This is a genomic window from Cognaticolwellia mytili, assembly GCF_002104475.1.
In the GTDB taxonomy this organism is placed as follows: Bacteria; Pseudomonadota; Gammaproteobacteria; order Enterobacterales; family Alteromonadaceae; genus Cognaticolwellia; species Cognaticolwellia mytili.
Window position 1 is genome coordinate 12430 of record NZ_NBOF01000002.1, and the last position, 22559, is coordinate 34988.

The window sequence follows — 22559 nt, forward strand, 5'->3', positions numbered from 1 at the left end:
TATCACTGCTTAATATCAATATCTTGATCTGGATTTATATTCCATAGCCAAGTCACACAAAGATATGGGGTTCAGCGAATACTTTAAGAATCGCGTTAGCGCAAAAATTCTATTCAAGAAAAGACTTTGTTACACTACATGCTTATCAAAGTTCACTAATACAACTTGTAAAATGCCAAGTACGACTAAAAGGAAATATAATGGATCCGCAGGCAATAATCGATGAAATGAAAGTAATACCTGAAATTGACCCAACGTTCGAAATAAAACGTCGTATAGAGTTTATCAAAGCAAAGCTGAAACAATCGGGCTTAAAAACTTTAGTATTAGGCATTAGCGGTGGCGTTGATTCATCTACCTGCGGACGTTTAGCACAGCTGGCTATTGACTCGTTGAATAACGAAGTTAAACAAGAGCAGCAAGTATATCAGTTTATTGCCGTTCGCTTACCTTATGATATCCAAGCAGATGAAGAAGACGCACAATTAGCATTGGCCTTTATTAAGCCTAGCCATTGTTTGACAACAAATATTTATAACGGCGCAGAAGGTATTCACAATGAGGCACTTGCTGCATTAACCAACGTCAATATATTATCAGCCGATGAAGCACAGGTAGATTTTTCAAAAGGTAATGTCAAAGCAAGAGCGCGTATGGTGATGCAATATCATATCGCAGGCATAGTAGGTGGTTTGGTGCTAGGCACTGACCACTCTGCCGAAAACATTACCGGGTTCTTTACCAAATGGGGAGACGGAGCTTGTGACTTAGCACCGTTGTTTGGTCTGTCTAAAAGACAAGTTAAAAAGCTTGCGACAGCCCTTGGTGCGCCAGTACAACTTGTTGATAAAGCGCCGACCGCAGACCTTGAAGAGCTGTCTCCAGGTAAAAAAGATGAGGAGGCATTAGGCCTAAGTTACGATCAACTCGACGATTTTTTAGAAGGAAAAAACACAGACAAAATAGTTGAAGAAAAAATTATCGCTATCTATTTGAAAACACAACACAAGCGCTCAGCAATACCTACTATTTACGAAAACTAAACATTATAATTTGGTAAATACCAATATTTTTGACTATACCTAGCGGTGAAAAAGCACTTTCAACTAAGGATGGTTGTCATGTCAAAGTATCTTGGATTTACAATTATTGAAGTATTAGTTTCGTTGGCAATATTGCTTAGCCTAATAACCATCGGTATTCCTAGCCTTGATAATTTCATTATACACATGAGAGTGGATAACGAAATATCAGCTATGCATCGTATGTTACTGTTAGCGAGAAATAGCGCAATTAACAATGAACTCTACGTTACATTCTGCCCACTAGATAATGATAATAAATGCACTACTGATTGGGGTAAAAAGCTAACGGTCTTCAAAGATATTAATAAGAACCGCCGTTATGAGATAAATATTGGCGAATCAATAATTAAAATTAAGTCAGCAATTAATCCCAACGATAAATTGCAGTATGGCAAGGGGCGCAATGCCCTTGTTTATGGCCCTACTGGCCACCTTGTTATTTGGGGTGGCAATGCAACCTTTAAATATTGCCCCAAAAGCCATGAAAATAAGTCACGGGGCTTGGTCATATCAACGTCAGGTCGAGTATACGAAACCGCATATAACGCAAAACGGGCGCAAGATACAAATAGGAGCGGCAAGATTATTGTATGCCATTGAAATTTTATCATTTGCTACTTAGCCTCAGTTCAGCGTAAGCAGCACCACCCAACAATGTAATTTAAGCGCCTACTTACGTTGTTGGTGTGCCAAATAGCTCGCTATTGGGATACATAAATGCCTTAATATCCAATTAATTTACTACATTGCTGGTAATGGACTTCTCAATACATTGATTATCAATACATTATGATATTCATCAAGCTGAATTGTGGCTATTCTCTAGTTGTCGTTACCATTTGATGATATAAATATCCATAGAATACTTTGCATGATTAGGACCAGATGCTTAAAGATAAATGCAGTGGTTTCACCCTGACAGAGTTATTAGTCGGCATTGCTATTGCCAGTATACTAATGATGTTAGCATTACCAAAGCTAAGCAGTTTTACTGTTCGTCTACGTGTTGATAATGAAATATCGGCACTACATCGCTTGATACTGATTACACGTAACAGTGCAATAAATTCAGGAAAAAGTGCTATTATTTGTCCATTATCATCAACATTACCAATAATATGCACAACAAAGTGGCATCAAGCTATTAGCGTATTTATTGATAACAATAATGATGGGAATTATGATGATAACGATACTATCGTAAGTATTAAAGCGGCAATACCGAGCATCGACAAGTTACATTACGCACAAACTAGTTTAATTTATACCGCCTTGGGAAATTTGTCCGCAAGCCCCGTAACATCAGTTTTTAGCTATTGCCCAAGCGAAGATACTGATAAGTCGAGAGCTATTATTGTTTCCGCATCTGGGCGTAGTTATATCACTTCAGATACTGATAACGACGGCAAAGATGAAGATAGAAATAAAAACCCCATCACTTGCTCATAATCTACCTATATAACTAAATAACATCTACATTGACTCTTATCACCTGATATTAACTAGCCCATGTTTTCTTCAAGTTTATCAAGCTTAGCGGCAGCCTTACGCTTAAAAGTTTCATGCATGTATTTACATTCAATTACTTTATAAATTACCTTGCGTTGATTATTCTTTGGCAAAGCCTTATCGTCATTAATACTCATCAGTGACACTTTATACACCTTGAGACTAGCTACTGACACATTATAATTACGATGAATCATAAAGCCGCCACCAAGTAACTCGGTGTAACATTTTATATCAATACGATGGCCGGTGATCAAATTATGCATTTTTTGCTCAGCCGTAATATTGGTATTAACGAATAAGCCCACTAAAACTAATAAATATAATTTCCTCACCTTAATTTTCCCAACATGTCAAAGATTTAGCTGATTTTGTCCCTTTCTCATCAATAGATAATGTTACACACGAGCTATCTTGGCTCGCTTGAGAGTTTTTAGCTGTAGCAGTTAAGGTAAAAGTTCCCCCTTCAACCCCCTCTAATGACTCGATAATGCTGTCGATACTGTAATTACCTGAAGCGGTTATATAGGGATCAGATGCCATGCCAAGTAATTCCATATTTGTAGTATATGTTCGATGATCAATAAAGTATTGCTCTTGCAAGTTGGCAAGTTTTACCAATTCACGTTGAGCTTCTGTTCGATTTGATTTAACGATATACCCGATATAAGAAGGGTAAGCAACTGACGCCAGAATTCCCACAATAGCAACACTGACTAACAGCTCTAGCAAGGTAATACCTTTCGTATGCTTAATTTTTTTCTGAGCCATTATTTCACCTCCTTAAGATACAAGTAACTTTGGGATGTTATCAATTTGGAATTAACATCAATGACCTGTCCCCCTGTTACCAATTTGATCGTCGCAGCATCAACGCCAGGTTGGGGGTTATCTATATCTTCACCTGGCTCTGGTATTGCCTTAGGATCAGTTGTGACGATTATCGTTGGTGTATCTGGCATTCCCACTCCAGTGAATGTCTTTCTCCAGTTATAAACAGTTCGCCCCTGATACATATCAATTGCATAAAGAAAGCCAGAACCATCAATTAAAGAGCAGCTACTCCCATCTATTACTGCTCCAGGTATAAACGATGTAAAATAGGCAACACCGTTAATAACAATGGCCTCGGCAGTATTTTTCTCACCTGGAGACAAGTAATCATAATACCAACCAGATTTCGAACTCACCACTATCGATAGATCATCAAACAAGGCCTTCTGTGATGATGACATCGGCACCGAATAATCACCAAAAGGGTTATCAGTAAAATTATATAGATCACTTTCTTTTATCGTTTTTGGCACCACTGCTTTAGGCGCTGTTGCTCCGGAAACATAAGATTCTGTGATAATGTTTTCATCCTTTATCATGAAGAATTTGTCTGTTGTTTTCGTATCCGTTGGCGTTGATCTATCACCGCTGCCAATCAATATGGCATCATAAGGCGTTTCTTGGCTTGTAATAGTGTACTCACCAGTTCCAACACCGTTATTATCAAGCTTTTCTGTTTTTAGGGTGTCGGTAATAAAGGTCCGAACAATGGAAGGTTCGCTAAAAAACCGTCGATCAACTTCGTCAGTTATTCCTCCAAGCTCAGCTAATTTAAATACTGTCCATGGTGTATTACCAAAAGGTTGATCACCAGGCATATCAACACGCCATACATTTCCCCCCGTATCTCCAACATATAGCCGATCAATTAAGCCATCCGAGTCACTATCAAGCACAGCAACTCTTGAAGGGATACTGTCAGTAATACCCTCAAAATAAGTATTATTTTCAGAGGTTGCCTCCGTAGTTAAACTCCACAACAATACGCCACTCTCAGCATCAACCATATATATACCTTTACCAAGATTATCAACAGCATCAACCGCAGGAACGCCTAGAGCATCTTTTGCAATATCATAGCCTCCAGCAAATATTAAAACCGGCTTAGGTATACCACCTCTGATATTTAGTGTTGAATAGCCAACTCTAGGTTGTGACCATGATTGCCCCATCGTCTTAAATTCTTCATTACTGTTATCAACTCCCCACAACCATTTAGGGCTATTTTTATTTGAAATATCAAGGGCATAATAAGCACTACCTCCACGGCGCAACCCAAAAAACAACCAAACCTTATCTTTTATCGGATCAATGGTGCCATCACCGTTAGCGTCCTGAATATGCACAGTAGCTCTGCCATCAATGGCATATTCTTTACTTGATGATGGTAAGTTATCTTTTAATTTTTTAATTTTTGAAAAAAACTTTTTTGGCATAAATGCCCATACTTCATCAACACTAGTATCACTATCTTTAAACATGTGCAGCACACCACTATTAGTGCCAACAATGATTCTTATGTCAGGTGAAACCCCATCATCACTCAAGCCGTAGTTAATCACTACAGGTTTAAAGTGCAAAGGGTCACCAAGTACATCTGGCCTAATATCAGTTATGCTGCCATCTTTATCTGCGTCATCAACATCTAAACCCAAAGCCCAGTTAAAGTAATCAATAACTTTACTATCCGCTACACCTAATGCTGCTGCTAACCCAGACTGGCCATATTTATCGATCGCTATGGCTAAGTCGATTGGCAAAATTTTAGGTTTCTCGGTAGTGCCACCTATGTCGCTAAGAATGTTACGACTGGTCTTCTTACGTAACATTCCAACAACACCACCTTGCGTAACATCGTTGCCATCAGCACTTGTTGATGATGGCCAATATGTTGACGCGGTTGCTAGTATGTTGCCAGTATCATGATCAACAGCCGGTTTTTCGTAGCGATCTACCTGTACTTTATTGATAACTTTTAACTTCTTTAAATTGCCTTGCCAACTCGCACCGTTCGCAGGAATAAACATGCCATAATATGCGGAATCAAGTGTTTCTGTTCGATCAAAGCTATTTGATGCTACTGATGGTGCGGTGAATGTGGTATTAACTTCCAAAATACTACTTAGTGCTTGCTGAAGCCGGGTTCCAAGCTGAGTAGGGTCGGTTGCATCGTAATATTCACCACCTCCGGCAGTTGCTGCAGCTTTTAACAGCGTTGTTGCACCTGATGAACCAGAGCTAAATCCGACAGTAAACAAAGTGGCTATTTGATCGCCGGACAAATCATCATTTAGATCTTTTGTATGCATATATCTTGCAAGCTCAGTTAGATGATTACCCGATATTGACGTCAAGCCAGTTAATTGTTTGATCGAAGAGTCCGCTGCAGTGTCATTAGTTGGTAATCCATCAGTAATTAATATGACAAAAACTTCATCACTACAGCCTTTATAAGGTGCAATGTATTTTGAACCATCTATGATTGAAGTATCATATTTAGGGCTGTCTTTTAAATGCTTATAACCGCGGCCATAACTCGAAGATCTATCTTTATCTTTATTCCCCCAATGTACAGCTTTACCACCAAAATACTGTGCAGCCTCGTATAAACTTTCACATAAAGGTGTGCTGCCTGATGGTATAATCTGGCTATTGATCACTGATGGTAAAGTTTGCCCATTTATCATGACATTCAATTTTGTTCTGGCTGATGGCGTCATTTCCTGTATACCAAACACCACCCTACCGCCATGACTTCCTTCCCTTGATGAGTCTGTATCGCCATTAGCGTTATAGACTTGTAAGCCAAAATCAACAGATGGTATAGAGTCAATTAAATTAACAAGTGTTGGTTTAGCAATATCAATACGCTCAATAGTCGTTTCACCGATAGCTGATCCATCCAAAAAATTGTCCCCTTGTTGCCAGCGTAGGTAGTTATCGCTGTACAAGGTAACAACCTGCCCAGTCCAATCAGCATTAGATTTACCAATATTATTATCATAATACACCGGGGATTCAGCACTACCTTGCCCATTAATCGGGTAGCCATTAGCAAGTGGATTTAAACTGCCTGCGTTAAGTATTTTTGTATTAACATTTTGACTGACGGGGTTATTATTTTCCAAATTATCAATATCAATCGTGACATCATCTTGGCAATCAATTACAGAAACATTCTGGCCTGTGCTGTTCGGTATTTCATCCCAACTACCTGTATTGCCTTTAAATACATATTCTCGGATCCTACCAGTATAAAAACCTATCGTCGCTAACCTGTCTATTGCGGCTTTACAGCTATTAATATCAGCAATGAATCGGCGAGACTCGCCCTCGTCATCAACGAGAGGTAAAGTTTCTACAGAACCTTTACCATAATAAATATAATGAGAAGCTCTAAAGTTGAAATTTCCAGCATAGGCATACTTTTTAGTGGCATCATAAGCATTTTTTACTGTTTGGTAGTCGCCCATACTGCCGGACGTATCTAAAATCAATAATACCTGTGGCTTTGCCCCTGACTGTTGAGTGCTATTGCCTATGTATAATTCAATATCTTCACCAGTTGAAAAAAATGCGCACCCGACTAATAAAATAATAAATAGCAAAAATTTCATCTCAGTTCCCCCCATTGATTAATTGCTGTGTGATACCGGCATTAATTTCAATAGCACTATTATAGGTCCGTCCATATCGACGCACGACATTAACATTTAACACATTGCACTTAAAAACCTGTACAGAAGATGCAGCAAACGCATGTGGACAATCAGCAATTAGCTGTGATGGGTTTACAATCGTAATTTTGGCTGTGATAACATTAGCTTTTGTTACCGTTGGTGCTAAAGGGAATAATGCCAATGCAGAAGTAAAGCCATTAGTACCATTTACCTTTCTTACTTGATTATAAATAATATTGTCTACTTCACTTTGTGCTTCTTGTAATGCTACTAACTTATCTTGACTTGCTCCCGACATTTTCATGTCGGTCGACGTATTTTGCATTAACGCTACAACTACAGCAGTTAATGCAAATAAAAACACTAAAGAAACAATTAAAACCACTCCACTTTGTTTATTAGGTGATCTTAATAGAATCAATGTAGCAAAATGAGCATTTACCATGAGTTTATCCTCGCATTTTTAAGTGCAACGGTTGAACTAAATAATAAGCGTCTGAAGTTATCCCCCTTAGCTTCAAAACGAGTATCGCCAAGTTGATAAACATTGTTGTTGATATACTTACTATCCGGCAGAAGATCACGCACTAATATATAAACCTTAACGGCAACTATGCGAATATTATTATTGCTATCCCAGTAGCCCGTTGTCATATTCTTTGCAGAAATATAAGCATTAACAGAGCCGTCGTTCGTGGTATCAACACCATACATAAAATATAACCTTTCAATACCTTCGACCATGATGTCGAAAAATATCGCTGAAGCCGCATTTTGCAATCGCCCCTGCATTAAAATAGGTATATTATTACTCCCATGTGTATCTACACGAACATAATAAATATGGTGTTGGTACTCCCAAACCCTACCAATATTTACCTTAGGAATTTCAAACGCATTACCAGCAAATATTGCTGCACTATTGGCATTTGATTTAATGTAATAACGATTATTAGGCAAATCAGCAATAGTTAGTGGAGCTAATGGTGGTAAGGGATCAGAAAATGGATGAGAAATAGCGCGCTTAAGTTGTAATAAATCACTTCCAATTTTTGCATTTTTAATGCACCCGCCCATTACCGAGCTGTTTAAAACAGTTACCCCCCATAATGTTCTAAATGCACCGACCGGACCTGGAAAGCTGCTATTATTAATGCCGCCGCCGACACAGTCACCAGAAACGTTACTAGGGTCTGGTGATAATACGAGCCCTGCTACAGTAATATTCCCGCTCAAATCCCCCCAAAAGTTTTGCCGAAGTAAGTCATCAGTTATCAAAGTCATGGCAAAACGACCATTTTCTTGTAATTCACCGGCACTCGTTGTTTCACTACTCGTCGTACGCATAGCAACAAAAAGACTTAAAACACCAGCGAGTAAAGCAAGGCCAATAGCTAAGGAAATAAATATTTCAATGATGGTAAAACCATCTTGCTTTTTTTTCATACCGTTCTCTAAAACATAAAAGCATTAACCACTATTTGTCGGCGCTGATTTGTTATCTCACCACATTCTTTTGCAAAAGCACTATTGTGCGTTGCCCCATCAGATGTTTTCTCTCGGCCTTGCCAGCTAATGACAATATCAACTTTATTATTAAGATGATTAATACATGCCATAGCACCTATTAAGCCACCAGCATTCATAGCATTATTTTTTACATCGGCTCCTATCAAATTACTTTCCCATTCGTACAAATCATGTGCAACCATCTGCTGCCAAGTGCATAAGGTAGTCACTGAACGACAATTAGGTACCGGAATAAGCTTCGAGGCTTTTCCATCGCCATAGGTTCCGCTATAAGCATTTAAGCTTGCTAATGATGAGTCATTGCTTCGCATTCGATCTAAAATATCTTGCGCAAGCGTTGATGCCATCGACCGCTGCATTGCATCAAAACTGCCTTTTTTAACTGATGCTTGCATAGCCACTGCACCTAGAACTCCAGTGACTAAGATAAACATTGAAACTAAAACTTCAATGAGGGTCATGCCTGAGACATTCATCTTTTGGGATTTTATTATGATGCTATGCAATTTTTAATCGCCTTATAAATAGTAATTTAAAGCGATAAACATTAACGAAAGAAAGCCTAACCTTACGTTAGAAGACAGCACGCCAGAAAGTATATACTCAAGCCACTTGAGTATATTAAGCATAGGAAAAATTTGAGTTTTGACAAGCAGGGCAGCACAAGGAAACTTGACTAAAAAAGAAACTGTCAGTATTAAAAATTGTCTTTGTTCAGGAATATTATAGTCAAACACTAAAAAAGAGGACAACCAGCAAGACTCATTGCTTCACATTACAAGAGCCCAACAGCTATCAACTGAAAACTATAAAATAACAGCTATAAATGATGGCAATAGATTATCTAAAACAAGTTCGTCATAACAGATATAGCTGTAGATAGAGTTAACGTAATTCTATCGGCACCGCAAATACGGTATTTTCTTCACGCCCGGGATACTCAATAACTTCTTTACCACCGAGTGATTTTAGCTCGCTAATAACTTGTTGTACCAATACAGCTGGAGCAGAGGCTCCGGCTGTAACGCCTACTTTAGCAACATTATCAAGCCATGTAGTGTCAATGTCTGCAGCCGTATCAATTAAATAAGATGTTGTACCAATCTTTTCAGCTAGCTCTCGTAAACGGTTTGAGTTCGAGCTATTTTTTGCACCAACAACCAATAACAGTTCAACTTGTTCAGCAATGGAGCGAACTGCATCTTGTCTATTTTGCGTCGCGTAGCAAATATCATCCTTTCGAGGGCCTTGAATCAACGGAAACTTTTTTCTCAAAGCATCAATCACATCACTAGTATCATCAACAGATAGTGTGGTTTGACTACAATAGTAAAGTTTTTCCGGATTCTTAATTTCCAATGTTGCAACATCTTCAGCTGATTCAACGAGGTAAATCCCGCCTTCTTCACTTTCGTATTGCCCCATCGTACCCTCAACTTCAGGGTGACCAGCGTGTCCGATCAAAATACACTCGATGTTCTTACGACTTGTTCGTGATACTTCCATATGAACTTTAGTCACTAAAGGGCAAGTTGCATCAAACACTTTCAAACCGCGTGATTTTGCTTCATTACGAACAGCTTTAGATACGCCATGAGCACTAAAAATGACAGTACTATCATCTGGCACTTCAACGAGTTCATCAACAAATATCGCACCGCGATCTTTTAAACCGTTAACCACAAACTTGTTATGCACAACTTCATGGCGAACATAAATAGGTGCTTCAAATAAATCAAGCGCTCGGTCAACAATGCTAATGGCTCGGTCGACACCGGCGCAAAAACCGCGAGGATTAGCTAAAATAATTTCCATATGATACTCGTCGTTACTAATTATTTAACTTCAATAACATCAATTACAAATGTTACTGCTTGACCTGCCAGCGGGTGGTTAAAGTCAATGGTTACTGAACTACCTGACACATCTTTTATCATACCTGGCAATTCACCACCTGGTTGAGAAAACGTTATGATGTTGCCTACTTTGGCTGGCGCTTCTTCACTGAACTTACTGATATCCATATAGTGAATATTTTCAGGTAAAGGCTCACCAAAGGCATCAACAGCCGCTAAAGTAAATTCTTTGCTTTCTCCAGCTGATATTCCAACAAGTTGTGCTTCAAATGCGGGTGATATGCTGGCATCACCCATGATAATTTTAGCCGGCTTTTTGTTAACCTTAGTGCTATCAGCTGCAGAGCCATCTGATAATTTCATGGTTATATGGGCAATAATTTCTGAAGAGGTTGTTACTAAGTTTGTCATAAAAATATCTCTTTAAGCGTTAGTATTTGTAGCTTTGTTATTCGGTTCGCCATTCTTAAAAGAATCTAGAATCATTAATGCGGCGCCAATAAAAATCATTGAGTCTGCAATATTAAACGCAGGAAAACGGTAACCAAAACCATAAAAATCAATAAAATCGATAACATAACCAAACAGCACACGGTCAATTAAATTACCAACAGCACCACTCAACATTAAAGCAAATGCTACAGATAATAGTTTTTGTTGTTTCGGTGTTTTAGCTAGCCAAACAATAAAAACGATACTGGCGATGGCGGCAATTGCAGTGAAAAACCAACGTTGCCAGCCCCCTTGGTCAGCTAAAAAGCTAAATGCTGCACCAGGGTTATGTACATAAGTAATATTGAAGAAAGGTAAAATGTCGATTGATTGATATAAGTCCATATTAGTGGCGACTAATTGTTTGGTTACTTGATCGGCAAATAAGCAAATAATCGTTAACCACAACCAACGTAGTCCCGTTTCAGTAAATAAACTTGTCATAAATAAGTCTCTAATGTTCCGTTGCGCGTCATACGCTAATTTTTATTATTATAATAATTAGAAAACGTGCAGACTTTACCCAAGCACTACACGTTTTAATATTACTGATTTAGCAATTAAAGGAGTTAAGCGTATTTACGCACTTCACCTTCGCCATCAACGTTAGTAATACAGCGCCCGCAAAGTTCAGGGTGCTGTTCGCTTTGACCAATATCTTCAGTAACATGCCAACAGCGATCACATTTGGCACCTTCTGCTGGAGCAACGGTTAACCATAAACCGTCAACGCCTGTAGCAATAGCACTACCATCGTTAGGTATAGGGTTAGCTGGAACTTGTTTAATAGTTGCTTTTGATGTAATTAATACAAAACGTAATTCATCACCTAACTGTTGTAGTTTTTCAGCTAAATCAGTTGTTGCATATAAAGTAACTTGTGCTTCAAGGGCTTTGCCAACCACCTTATCTTTGCGTGCGACTTCTAATGCGGTATTAACAGCACCACGTACTAATAACAACTCGTTCCAGTAGTCGTTATTTAAAGCACTGGTTGTTGCTGTTTTTGGTAAGCCGTCAAACCATACACCAGTGAAAACGAACTCTTCACGAGCTTCACCTGCTGGCGTTGGTAGCGCTTGCCAAATTTCCTGTGCGGTAAATGACAAAATAGGTGCCATCCAACGAGTCATAGCTTCGGCAATTAAGTACATCGCAGTTTGACATGAACGACGAGCTACGCTGTCTTCTTTCGCTGTGTATTGACGGTCTTTAATAATATCTAAGTAGAAACCACCAAGTTCAGTGGTACAAAAGTTCATTAACTTGTGTACAACCACATGGAATTCGTATTCGTCGTATGCGGCAATAATTTCTGCTTGTAGCTGCGCTGCTTTATCTACTGCCCAGCGATCAAGTGCCACCATATCATCAAAAGCAATTGAATCTGTTTTCGGATCAAAGCCGTTTAAGTTTGATAATAAAAAGCGCGAGGTGTTACGAATACGACGATAAGCATCTGCTTGACGCTTAAATATTTCATCACCCGCGGTAATTTCTTGCGTGTAGTTAACTGATGCTGTCCATAAGCGCAAAATATCAGCACCTAAAGTATTAGTAATTTCTTTTGGCGTAATAACATTACCTAATGACTTAGACATTTTGTGACCTTTAGCGTCAACCACAAAACCATGAGTTAGCACTTGCTTGTATGGTGCTTGGCTGGTCATGGCAACTGAAGAAATCATTGACGACATAAACCAACCACGATGTTGGTCTGAGCCTTCAAGGTATAAATCAGCAATGCCATCAAACTCTTCACGGGCATTAACCACTGAGTAATGGGTTGTTCCTGAGTCAAACCAAACATCTAAGGTATCGGCAACTTTAACGTATTCTTGCGCGTCATCACCAATCAGCTCTGCTGCTTCTAAATCAAACCATGCTTGAATGCCTTTTTCTTCAACACGCTTTGCTACAGTTTCAATTAATTCAATGCTACGCGGATGCAATGCGCCGGTATCTTTATGAATAAATAATGCCATTGGCACGCCCCAGGTACGCTGGCGTGAAATACACCAATCAGGACGACCTTCAACCATAGACTCAATACGGCGTTGACCCCAATCAGGGATCCACTGCGTTTTTTCAATTTCGTTAAGCGAGTCTTTACGCAAGCCTTTATTGTCCATGCTAATAAACCACTGCGGCGTCGCACGGAAAATTAATGGCGTTTTATGGCGCCAGCAATGCGGGTAAGAATGTTCCAATGCATGATGATGCGCAAGCTTGCCATGTTCTTTTAAGGTTTCAACAACATTGGCATTAGCTTTAAATACATGCTGACCAGCAAACAATTCAGTGTCATCTAAATAAACACCATTCGCGCCAACAGGGTTAGCCACTTCCAAATTATAAAGTTTACCAACCTCGAAATCTTCTACACCGTGACCAGGAGCAGTATGCACACAACCTGTACCTGAATCAGTAGTTACATGCTCACCTAAAATAACCGGTACGGTAAAGTCATAAAATGGGTGTTGAAGTTGTACTAAATCTAACTCAGCACCTTTACAAAAACCTAATGCGTGATATTTAGTAATCCCAAAGCGGTCCATACAAGAAGTCACAAGGTCTGACGCTAAAATTAAGCGCTCTTTACCCTGCTCAGTTTCACATTGTACTAAGGTATATTCAACATCAGCATGTAATGAAACCGCACGGTTAGCTGGTAGTGTCCAGGGTGTTGTGGTCCAAATAACAACCGAAATCTCACCTTCACCTTCATGATTTTCAGGATGATCAAATTTATCGGCAACGCTTTGTTCTACGACAGTAAATTTCACATCAATTGCTGGTGATTGCTTATCTTTATATTCCACTTCAGCTTCAGCCAAAGATGAACCACAGTCTGTACACCAATGCACAGGCTTAAAACCTTGATGTAAGTGGCCATTTTCAGCAATTTTGCCTAGTGAACGAATAATGTTCGCTTCAGTGTCAAAATCCATCGTGCGGTAAGGTTTATCCCAATCCGCAAAAACACCTAAGCGTTTAAAATCATCGCGTTGACCATCAACTTGTTTAGCGGCATATTCACGACACTTTTCACGAAAGACACTAGCAGAAACTTTATGGCCCGGCTTACCTACTTTCTTTTCAACCATTAATTCAATCGGTAAACCATGACAATCCCAACCTGGCACGTATGGCGCATTGAAATCAGACAATGTTTTTGATTTAACAATAATATCTTTAAGGATTTTATTAACCGCATGACCAATATGAATATTACCGTTTGCATAAGGAGGTCCATCATGCAAAATGAATGACTTCTTACCTTTTTTTGCCGCTCGAATTTGGCCGTATAAATCTTTTTCAGCCCATTCTTTTAGCATATTCGGTTCACGATTCGCCATATTTCCTTTCATTGCAAAAGAAGTTGCTGGCAAATTTAGGGTTTGTTTATAATCACTCATTAAAATAAATATCCGTTGTCGTATTCACTAATCTATTAATTAGTGTTGGGTAATGTTTTCTTAACTGATTTAAATTAAGCTAAGTTTTGCACAAAGGTGCGGGCCTGCTCTGTATCTATCGTAATTTGCTGTGTTAGTTCAGTTAGCGAGCTAAACTTTTGTTCACTGCGGAGTTTTTTCAACATCACTACCTCAATGACTGCACCATACAAATTGTTATCAAAATCAAAAATATGTACTTCTAATTGTTGCCTTATACCAGCAACGGTTGGTCTTGAACCTATATTAGCCACACCAAAGTGCTTACCAAATTGGCTTTTAACCTGCACCGCATATACGCCTGCAACAGGTGATACTCGACGCTTTAATCTTATATTTGCTGTAGGAAAGCCCATTTCTCGGCCACGTTTATCACCGTGAAATACTTTACCAATAATTGAGTATGCTCGACCTAGCATGGTTTCTGCACCCGCTAAATCATCTTGCTCTAGTGTTTCTCTTATTGCAGTACTACTAATTCTACAACCAGCTAATTTATGGCTAGTCGTATCAGTTACCGAAAATCCTAGTTTTTCGCCCGCCATATTCAGCATTGAAAAATTGCCTTGACGGTTTTTGCCAAAACGAAAATCATCACCAACAATTAAATGCTTTATTGCTAGGCGTTTAACCAGTAACTCTTCAATAAAAGTTTCGGCGCTTAGACTAGCAAATTTTTTATTAAAATTGATACAAATTAATCGATCAACACCTAAGTTTTTCAACAAGGCATATTTATCACGTAATCGACAAAGTCTAGCAGGGGCAGTTTCTGGTGAGAACAGCTCTTGAGGTTGCGGCTCAAAAACTAAAACAGCGGCTTCACAATTTAGCTCTTTGGCCTTTTTAACTAAGGCTGAAATTACTTGTTGGTGACCTAAGTGCACACCATCAAAATTGCCTATGGTTAACACACAACCTTGACGATTTTTATCGTCACTTATATGCATATTGTGAATGCCACGTGTTAATTGCATGAACCTAATAAACCCTAATGCCAACCATTGCTAGCTATCGATAAATCATAAAAGAATAAAAACTGACAAATTATATATCAGTAAGCAATAAGAATCAGCCCTTAGTGCGAGTTATTTTGTGAGATTTTGATATCAGAAATTCGAATACCTAATAATAACAAACATACAAAATAGCTAAGCACTCCTGCAGTAATACAAATAATAAGTTTCACTACTTGCTCAATGAAACTTAACGATAGCCAAAATTCAAATGCTGGCGATAAATAAAAAACCACTAACGCCATGACAATAGCCGAAAATATCAAACGGGCGATAAACCACCAGGTTTTTTTCGATAATTGAAAAACATTGATGGCTTTTAAACCATGATAAAGCATCATTGCATTTAATGTTGCTGACAACGTTGTGGCAATAGCCAAGCCTACATAACCAAAGTACGGTGCCAACATAATATTAAAAGCCATGTTAGCCACCATCGCTTTAATTGCTATTTTAACTGGTGTTTTGGTGTCTTGACGAGAATAGTATGCGGGCGCGAGTACTTTAATAAACATAAAGCTTAGTAAACCTGCAAGATAAGCATATAACGCATAGGATACCTGCAACACTTGATGTTGGTCGAATTCCCCCCGCATAAATAAAATCATAATAATAGGTTGTGCAAGTACCATCAATCCCGCAAGCGCTGGCCAGCCAAACAAAGATACAATTCTCAGTCCCCAGTCAACCGTGTCACTAAACTCTCTGCTATCTTTTTTGGTATGCAGCTTTGATAAACTCGGTAATATTACTGTAGCAATACCAATACCAAATAGCCCTAAAGGGAATTCTAATAAGCGGTCAGCATAGTATAACCAACTGATTGAACCGGTGATCAGCATGCTGGCTATAATGGTATCAAGTAAGAGATTGATTTGGGTAACAGATACACCGAATAAGGCGGGAAGGATCAACTTGCGAATTTTAGTCACACCTGGCGCACTCCATGCCCATCTCGGTTTAACCAACGCTCCTGCCCGATATAAGAACGGTAATTGAAAAGCAAATTGTAAAAAACCACCTAAAAATACGCCCCAAGCTAATGCGAAAGCAGGGTCGTTCATGAGAGGTGCTAAATAGATAGCACAAGCAATAATGCCAACATTAAGTAAAACAGGTGTGAAAGCGGAAACAGCAAAACGTCCATAAGTATTTAATATCGCGCCTGACAATGCCGTAATACTGACAAACCAAAGATAAGGAAAAGTAATTTTTAACAACGTACTGGCTAAATCAAATTTTTCACTGGCTGGCCCCTCATTTAGCCAATCTAGAAACCAACCAAAACCAAATAAAGCAACAAAAAGCGGTGAAGCGAGCATGCCAAATAAAGTCACTAAGGTAATAATTACCCCTAAAGTACCCGATACCTGTGCGATCAGTTTGCGGGTGTCGTTACGCCCCTGCTCTTCATCGAGGGTGTGATATTCACTTAAAACTGGCACAAACGCTTGAGCAAAAGCGCCTTCTGCAAATAAACGGCGGAAAAAGTTAGGTATTTTATTAGCAAAGAAAAATACATCTGCCGACGCACCAGCCCCCATAACATTAGCAATTATCACATCACGCACTAAGCCAAGAACACGTGAAATTAAGGTCATTGCGCTAACAATAACTCCTGACTTAATTAGTTTTTTACTCAAACGATTCAATCCTATTTAATCAATGGCTATTTGTTGTTTTCGAGTTTTCGGCATATTTCATGTGCTAAACGATTCGGATATAACGTAATAACTGGTACTAGCTTACATTATGAGGCTTTTATAATTTTATAAACAAGCATTTAATAGCATTAAGACGTTAGTTTTACTTCCAACTTCCAACTAAAAACCTTAGAATGTCCGCATTGGTTTTATTTATACAAACGGGTAATTATCCGAGCTGTCAAATTAACGCAGTAAATTGTTTGACAAACCAGTTAAAAACAGGCATATTTCGTCGCCTTAAATTTAGGCAATATTTATTCAATTTTAGGAGTTCACCTTGGCTAACTCAAAGTCTGCTAAGAAGCGCGCATTACAATCTGAAAAGCGCCGTCAACACAATGCAAGCCGTCGCTCAATGATGCGTACATTACTTAAAAAAGTAATTGCTGCTATCGAAGCCGGTGACAAAGAAAAAGCATCTACAGAATTTGCTGTTGCTACACCGATCATTGATCGTTATGCAAGCAAAGGGCTTATTCACAAAAATAAAGCTGCTCGTAGCAAGAGTCGTTTAAACGCTGCAATCAAAGCGCTTTAATTTTGTACCGAATTAAAAAACCGGCTTTTGCCGGTTTTTTTATACCTAAAAATCACCTACCTTATAAACTTTATTGATCTAAGACCTTGCGCTTGTCAGTGGTTTTGTTAGTCTCTAGCCGGTATTTAATAAGAGAGACACGACATGAAATTTTCAAAAATTGCATCTGTAATATTAGTTGCGAGTACACTATCAGCTTGCGGTGATAAGAATGAAGCTGTAGATTCTTCAGCTGTTAATTTGTTACCCGAATATCAAAACCGCTTAAACATTTACAAAACGGTGACATTAAGTGCTGACTTGTCACACTTATCCAGTAATCAAAAACAAATGTTATCGCTCCTTATTGAAGCATCTGACATCATCGACGGCCTTTTTTGGCAACAAGCTTTTGGCCAAAATAAAGCAACTTTTCTTGCCTCAATCAGTGATGAGAAAGTACGTGAGTTTGCCCGTATTAATTATGGTCCTTGGGATCGATTAAATGGCGACAAAGCATTTTTAACTAATACAGCTGAAAAAAGTCATGGCGCGCAATTTTATCCTGCAAATATGACTAAAGCAGAATTTGAACAAGCGACATTCGAAGATAAAAATGGCCTGTACTCATTAGTGCGTCGTAATGAAAATGGTCAATTAACTACAATTTCCTTTTCAGAAGCTTACGCTGATGAAATCAATCGTATCGCTGTTATTCTTGAGAAAGCATCAACCTTGGCAGATGATAAAGAATTTGCTGCCTATCTTAACATGCGTGCTAAAGCAATACGCACAGATGACTTTCAAGCATCAGACTTTGCTTGGATGGACATGAAGAATAACCCAATTGATATTGTTATCGGACCAATTGAAACTTATGAAGACCAACTGTTTGGCTACCGAGCTGCATTTGAATCATATGTGTTAATTAAAGATATGTCTTGGAGCGAGAAACTTGCTAAATATGCTGAATATTTGCCTGAGCTGCAACGTGGTTTACCAGTAAATAAAAAATATAAAGCAGAAGTACCGGGCTCTGATGCTGACTTAAATGCTTATGACGTTATTTACTATGCAGGGCACTCAAATGCCGGTGGTAAAACCATCGCGATTAACTTGCCAAACGATGAGCAAGTACAATTAAAGAAAGGTACTCGTCGCTTACAATTGAAAAACGCAATGCGTGCAAAATTCGATGCGATCATGACACCTATTTCTGAAACGTTAATCGTGCCAGAGCAACGTAAAAACGTAACTTTTACAGCTTTCTTTGCAAATACTATGTTTCATGAAGTTGCACACGGCTTAGGTATTAAAAATACCATTAATGACAAAGGTACGGTACGTCAGTCATTAAAGGAACACGCCTCAGCATTAGAAGAAGGTAAAGCTGATATTCTAGGGCTTTATATGATACGTCAATTACTTGCTAAAAACGTTATCACTGAAGGTACTTTAGAAGACTACTACACCACATTCTTGACAGGTATATTCCGCTCTGTACGTTTTGGTGCTAGTTCAGCGCACGGTAAAGCAAATATGGTAAGGTTCAACTACTTTGCCGAGCAAGGCGCTTTTACACGTAATGAGCAAGGTTTATACACAGTTAATGTTGAAAAAATGACTGCCGCAATTGATTCTTTGTCTAAGCTAATTTTAACTTTGCAAGGGAATGGTGATTATCAAGGAGTTGATAAACTAGTCACTGAAAGTGGTGTAATAAAAATTGATTTAGCAACTGACTTAGCAAGCTTAGAAAAAGCGAATATTCCGGTTGATATTACTTTCAAGCAAGGAAAAAAAATTCTTGGCTTAAACTAAGGCGTAATTTTCGTTCTCATGAGAAAGTACTATAGCTAAAGTATATCCCCTCTTATAAAGGCTAAACCTCAGTTTAGCCTTTTTTATTGTATTCCATACCAGATATCAGCTGTGTTCAGTATCATTTTTTGGATACCTTAAAAGAATAATAATAAACAACAAAAGCAGAAGTATATTAATTCTTCCTCCCTAGTAAACGTATTTAATTTAACATAAAATTAACACCCTGAATAACCAACAGGCTCATTGGAGTTAACCTATGCACTTTACCAAATTAAAGGCAACAGCTATTCGACTAACGCTGTTAATTTTTTTCTTTTCTGGCGCAAGTCACGCCATCACCACCGCTCAAAATGTCAATACTTTCACGCTTAAAAATGGCATGAAGATTATCGTATTAGAAGATAAGTCGATTCCCAATGCTAATATGTATTTGTTTTGGAAAGTGGGCTCACGTAACGAAGTACCCGGCATTACAGGTCTTTCACACTTCTTTGAACATATGATGTTTAATGGTGCAAAGAAATATGGTCCGAAGATGTTTGACCGTACAATGGAAGCAGCAGGTGGCTCAAACAACGCTTACACCAGCGAAAATTTAACTGTTTATACCAACTGGTTCCCAACAGATGCTATTGAAACTATTTTTGATTTAGAAGCTGACCGTATTGAAAACTTAGCTATTGAAGAGAAAAGCGTTGAAAGTGAACGCGGAGTGGTCACTTCTGAGCGTACTACCGGTCTTGAGAATTCAAACTTCAGAGCAATTTGGCAAGAAGTCAAAGGGGCAGCATTTAGAGCGCACCCTTATAGTTGGTCCGTTATCGGGCATGCTTCAGATATTGAAAACTGGCGTTTGGAAGATTTAAAACAATATCATGCCACCTATTATGCTCCCAATAATGCCGTTGTTGTTATTGCTGGTGATGTCACAACAGCAGAAGTAAAAAAACTAGCTCAAAAATATTTTGAGCCTATTCCCGCACAGGCACCTCCTAGAGAAGTGCATACAGTAGAGCCTGAACAAAAAGGTGAACGCACTGTTTATGTTCACAAAGCTTCGGTAACAACACCAAACATCATGATGGCGTATCACGTACCGAATACACAACATGAAGATTATTATGCCTTAGATATTCTTAACGATATTTTAGCGACAGGTCAAAGTTCACGCTTGTATAAATCTCTAATTGATGAGCAACAAGTTGCCAGTGACTTATTTACTTACTTACCTGAAAGCATTGATCCAAACTTGTTTTATATTTACGCCGTTGCAGCAAAAGATGTTAGTGCTGAAAAATTAAAAAAAGCGCTAGTAAAAGAAGTGAACAGCATTATTAAAAATGGTGTTGAAGCACAAGAGCTTGAAAAAGTTAAAAATACAAAGTTGGTCAATTTTTACCGTACTATGGCAACGATTAATGGAAAGGCTAATACCATAGGTTCATACGAACTTTACTTTGGTGACTACAATAAATTATTTTCAGCACCACAAGACTATAACAAAGTAACGATTGCCGACATTCAAAGAGTCGCCCAAAAATACTTAGTAAAATCAAACCGCACTGTCGGTATTTTATCTTCTGAAAAGGACAGCAACGATGCGGATTTATAATTTATTGAGCAGCTTAATTATCGCCAGTTTTGCTCTTGTAGCTTCACAAGCTAAAGCAAGTTACACACTACCTGAATATCAAAAAATCACTTTAGATAATGGTTTAACTGTATATTTAATGGAACAACATGAAGTACCACTCATCGATGTAAACATTGTTGTTAAAGCTGGTGCAATTAACGATTCAATTTCAGGTTTAGCTTATTTAACGGCTGAAAGTTTACCGTTAGGTACTGAGCAGCAGTCAAAAGGCGAAATCAATGAAACGATAGACTTCATTGGCGCAAATATTTCTGCCTCTGCAGGCAGCGAGTCATCTTTTGTAGAGAGTTCATTCGCTAAAAAAGATCAACAAGTGATGTTGAAATTGCTAAAAGACATTATCACTCGTCCTAAATTTTCAGTGAAAGAGTTTAATAAAAAGAAGAAGCAACATTTATTAGCATTAGAACAAAGTAAAGAAAGTCCAAAATCAGTGATTAATAATTACTTTAAAGAAATGGTTTTTGCCAATTCGACTTACAATGCAATAACACAAGGTAATACAGCGTCGATCGAAAAAATTAAGTTGAAGGATATTAAGTCATTTCACCAGCAATGGTATCAACCCCAAAATGCAGCTATCGTCATCGTTGGTGACTTTAAAAGTGCTGAAATGTTAAAGCAAGTTAAAACGCTTTTTTCAAAATGGCAAAATCATGCTGATTTAGAAGCTGTAGCAATTATGCAGCCAAAGCCATTAACACAGGCAAAAGTATTGTTAGTTAACAAAGAAGACGCCATTGAATCAACATTTACCATTGGCGGGCTTGGTATTGCACGTAACACCCGTGATTTAGTCGGCATATCTGTGATCAATACTATTTTAGGTGCTCGATTTACATCATGGCTAAATGATGAGTTACGGGTAAATTCCGGGCTAACTTATGGCGCAAGAAGTAATTTTACTCATTATAGTCAGTCAGGTAGTTTTGCTATTTCAAGCTTTACTAAAACAGCGACTACGGTAGCAGCAATTGATCTTGCCTTAAAAACCTATAACCGTTTATGGGACCGAGGAATTGATGAAGCAACACTCGCTTCAGCAAAAGCCTACGTAAAGGGAAAGTTTCCACCAAAATTCGAAACCTCACAAGATTTGAGTAACTTACTAGGACAAATGTATAGCTATAATTTTGATGAAAGCTATATCAATACCTTTGAACAGCAAGTTAATTCATTAACTATTGCTAAAACTCAGCAACTTATTAATAAGTACTTCCCAAAAGAGAATTTACAAATGGTTATTATTGGTAAAGCTGCTGAATTAATTGATACTGTTGGCAAATATGGTGAGATACGACAAGTTAATATTAAAGAGGTTAGCGATAAGTAGTCCATAACCTTCACACTTGAATAAATGACTTTTTTATATCATAGTGGTCTGACTTGTTGAGATCA

General features: G+C 38.4%; 19 protein-coding genes. 7 read left to right on the top strand and 12 right to left on the bottom strand.

What is annotated here, in order from left to right; all coding sequences use genetic code 11:
• Nucleotides 1–200: 200 nt before the first annotated feature.
• From nadE to B7C41_RS05055, 3 genes are all read left to right on the top strand, one after another.
• Complete coding sequence (gene nadE, locus B7C41_RS05045) at nt 201–1043, top strand: ammonia-dependent NAD(+) synthetase (RefSeq protein WP_085297728.1); 843 nt, start codon at nt 201–203, stop codon at nt 1041–1043.
• 78 nt (nt 1044–1121) lie between these two features.
• On the top strand, nt 1122–1685 hold the full coding sequence (locus tag B7C41_RS05050) for a GspH/FimT family pseudopilin (protein WP_158089084.1): 564 nt from the start codon (nt 1122–1124) through the stop codon (nt 1683–1685).
• Between the two features lie 285 nt (nt 1686–1970).
• Nucleotides 1971–2534: a GspH/FimT family pseudopilin gene (locus tag B7C41_RS05055; protein WP_085298613.1), complete on the top strand. Its 564-nt coding sequence runs from the start codon at nt 1971–1973 to the stop codon at nt 2532–2534.
• A gap of 53 nt (nt 2535–2587) precedes the next feature.
• Here B7C41_RS05055 and B7C41_RS05060 read toward each other — a convergent pair whose 3' ends face one another.
• The 12 genes from B7C41_RS05060 to murJ form a co-directional block, all read right to left on the bottom strand.
• Complete coding sequence (locus B7C41_RS05060) at nt 2588–2929, bottom strand: hypothetical protein (RefSeq protein ID WP_085297730.1); 342 nt, start codon at nt 2927–2929, stop codon at nt 2588–2590.
• Between the two features lies 1 nt (nt 2930).
• Nucleotides 2931–3365, bottom strand: coding sequence for a type IV pilin protein (locus B7C41_RS05065; RefSeq protein WP_211279493.1), 435 nt, complete (start codon nt 3363–3365; stop codon nt 2931–2933).
• On the bottom strand, nt 3365–7045 hold the full coding sequence (locus tag B7C41_RS05070; RefSeq protein WP_158089085.1) for a pilus assembly protein: 3681 nt from the start codon (nt 7043–7045) through the stop codon (nt 3365–3367). Before B7C41_RS05070 ends, B7C41_RS05065 begins: the two co-directional genes overlap by 1 nt.
• Nucleotide 7046: 1 nt before the next feature.
• On the bottom strand, nt 7047–7553 hold the full coding sequence (locus B7C41_RS05075) for a pilus assembly PilX family protein (RefSeq protein WP_085297732.1): 507 nt from the start codon (nt 7551–7553) through the stop codon (nt 7047–7049).
• Entirely contained in the window at nt 7547–8554 is a 1008-nt protein-coding gene (locus tag B7C41_RS05080; protein ID WP_085297733.1) for a PilW family protein, read from the bottom strand. The genes B7C41_RS05075 and B7C41_RS05080 overlap by 7 nt, the downstream gene beginning before the upstream one ends.
• An 8-nt stretch (nt 8555–8562) precedes the next feature.
• Complete coding sequence (gene pilV, locus B7C41_RS05085; protein WP_085297734.1) at nt 8563–9114, bottom strand: type IV pilus modification protein PilV; 552 nt, start codon at nt 9112–9114, stop codon at nt 8563–8565.
• A gap of 409 nt (nt 9115–9523) precedes the next feature.
• Nucleotides 9524–10453: a 4-hydroxy-3-methylbut-2-enyl diphosphate reductase gene (gene ispH, locus B7C41_RS05090; protein ID WP_085297735.1), complete on the bottom strand. Its 930-nt coding sequence runs from the start codon at nt 10451–10453 to the stop codon at nt 9524–9526.
• A 20-nt stretch (nt 10454–10473) separates the two neighbouring features.
• On the bottom strand, nt 10474–10905 hold the full coding sequence (gene fkpB, locus B7C41_RS05095) for an FKBP-type peptidyl-prolyl cis-trans isomerase (RefSeq protein WP_085297736.1): 432 nt from the start codon (nt 10903–10905) through the stop codon (nt 10474–10476).
• 12 nt (nt 10906–10917) lie between these two features.
• On the bottom strand, nt 10918–11430 hold the full coding sequence (gene lspA / locus B7C41_RS05100; RefSeq protein ID WP_085297737.1) for a signal peptidase II: 513 nt from the start codon (nt 11428–11430) through the stop codon (nt 10918–10920).
• 125 nt (nt 11431–11555) lie between these two features.
• Entirely contained in the window at nt 11556–14405 is a 2850-nt protein-coding gene (gene ileS, locus B7C41_RS05105; protein ID WP_085297738.1) for an isoleucine--tRNA ligase, read from the bottom strand.
• A 74-nt stretch (nt 14406–14479) separates the two neighbouring features.
• Entirely contained in the window at nt 14480–15421 is a 942-nt protein-coding gene (ribF, locus tag B7C41_RS05110) for a bifunctional riboflavin kinase/FAD synthetase (protein WP_085297739.1), read from the bottom strand.
• Nucleotides 15422–15522: 101 nt separating this feature from the next.
• Nucleotides 15523–17103, bottom strand: a complete 1581-nt coding sequence (gene murJ, locus B7C41_RS05115; protein WP_085297740.1) for a murein biosynthesis integral membrane protein MurJ — start codon at nt 17101–17103, stop codon at nt 15523–15525.
• A 340-nt stretch (nt 17104–17443) separates the two neighbouring features.
• On the opposite strand from murJ, the gene rpsT reads away from it, so the two are divergent.
• The 4 genes from rpsT (at nt 17444) to B7C41_RS05135 (ending at nt 22494) form a co-directional block, all read left to right on the top strand.
• A complete protein-coding gene (gene rpsT, locus B7C41_RS05120; protein WP_085297741.1) occupies nt 17444–17704 on the top strand; it encodes a 30S ribosomal protein S20 in 261 nt (86 codons plus the stop codon).
• Between the two features lie 144 nt (nt 17705–17848).
• Nucleotides 17849–19504 carry a dipeptidyl-peptidase 3 family protein gene (locus B7C41_RS05125; protein ID WP_085297742.1) on the top strand — a complete coding sequence of 552 codons (1656 nt, stop codon included), beginning with the start codon at nt 17849–17851 and terminating at the stop codon, nt 19502–19504.
• Nucleotides 19505–19763: 259 nt separating this feature from the next.
• The gene (locus tag B7C41_RS05130; RefSeq protein WP_085297743.1) at nt 19764–21119 is read left to right on the top strand and encodes a M16 family metallopeptidase; all 1356 of its coding nucleotides are present in this window, start codon (nt 19764–19766) and stop codon (nt 21117–21119) included.
• On the top strand, nt 21106–22494 hold the full coding sequence (locus tag B7C41_RS05135) for a M16 family metallopeptidase (RefSeq protein ID WP_085297744.1): 1389 nt from the start codon (nt 21106–21108) through the stop codon (nt 22492–22494). Before B7C41_RS05130 ends, B7C41_RS05135 begins: the two co-directional genes overlap by 14 nt.
• Nucleotides 22495–22559 lie beyond the last annotated feature (65 nt).

Coding starts and splice junctions, on each gene's coding strand:
- B7C41_RS05065 (WP_211279493.1), bottom strand. CDS start 3,365: ATGGCTCAGAAAAAAATTAAGCATACGAAAGGTATTACCTTGCTAGAG.
- B7C41_RS05075 (WP_085297732.1), bottom strand. CDS start 7,553: ATGGTAAATGCTCATTTTGCTACATTGATTCTATTAAGATCACCTAAT.
- ispH (WP_085297735.1), bottom strand. CDS start 10,453: ATGGAAATTATTTTAGCTAATCCTCGCGGTTTTTGCGCCGGTGTCGAC.
- fkpB (WP_085297736.1), bottom strand. CDS start 10,905: ATGACAAACTTAGTAACAACCTCTTCAGAAATTATTGCCCATATAACC.
- B7C41_RS05050 (WP_158089084.1), top strand. CDS start 1,122: ATGTCAAAGTATCTTGGATTTACAATTATTGAAGTATTAGTTTCGTTG.
- B7C41_RS05080 (WP_085297733.1), bottom strand. CDS start 8,554: ATGAAAAAAAAGCAAGATGGTTTTACCATCATTGAAATATTTATTTCC.
- lspA (WP_085297737.1), bottom strand. CDS start 11,430: ATGACAAGTTTATTTACTGAAACGGGACTACGTTGGTTGTGGTTAACG.
- B7C41_RS05135 (WP_085297744.1), top strand. CDS start 21,106: ATGCGGATTTATAATTTATTGAGCAGCTTAATTATCGCCAGTTTTGCT.
- B7C41_RS05130 (WP_085297743.1), top strand. CDS start 19,764: ATGCACTTTACCAAATTAAAGGCAACAGCTATTCGACTAACGCTGTTA.
- B7C41_RS05125 (WP_085297742.1), top strand. CDS start 17,849: ATGAAATTTTCAAAAATTGCATCTGTAATATTAGTTGCGAGTACACTA.
- B7C41_RS05070 (WP_158089085.1), bottom strand. CDS start 7,045: ATGAAATTTTTGCTATTTATTATTTTATTAGTCGGGTGCGCATTTTTT.
- pilV (WP_085297734.1), bottom strand. CDS start 9,114: ATGAATGTCTCAGGCATGACCCTCATTGAAGTTTTAGTTTCAATGTTT.
- ribF (WP_085297739.1), bottom strand. CDS start 15,421: ATGCAATTAACACGTGGCATTCACAATATGCATATAAGTGACGATAAA.
- B7C41_RS05055 (WP_085298613.1), top strand. CDS start 1,971: ATGCTTAAAGATAAATGCAGTGGTTTCACCCTGACAGAGTTATTAGTC.
- ileS (WP_085297738.1), bottom strand. CDS start 14,405: ATGAGTGATTATAAACAAACCCTAAATTTGCCAGCAACTTCTTTTGCA.
- nadE (WP_085297728.1), top strand. CDS start 201: ATGGATCCGCAGGCAATAATCGATGAAATGAAAGTAATACCTGAAATT.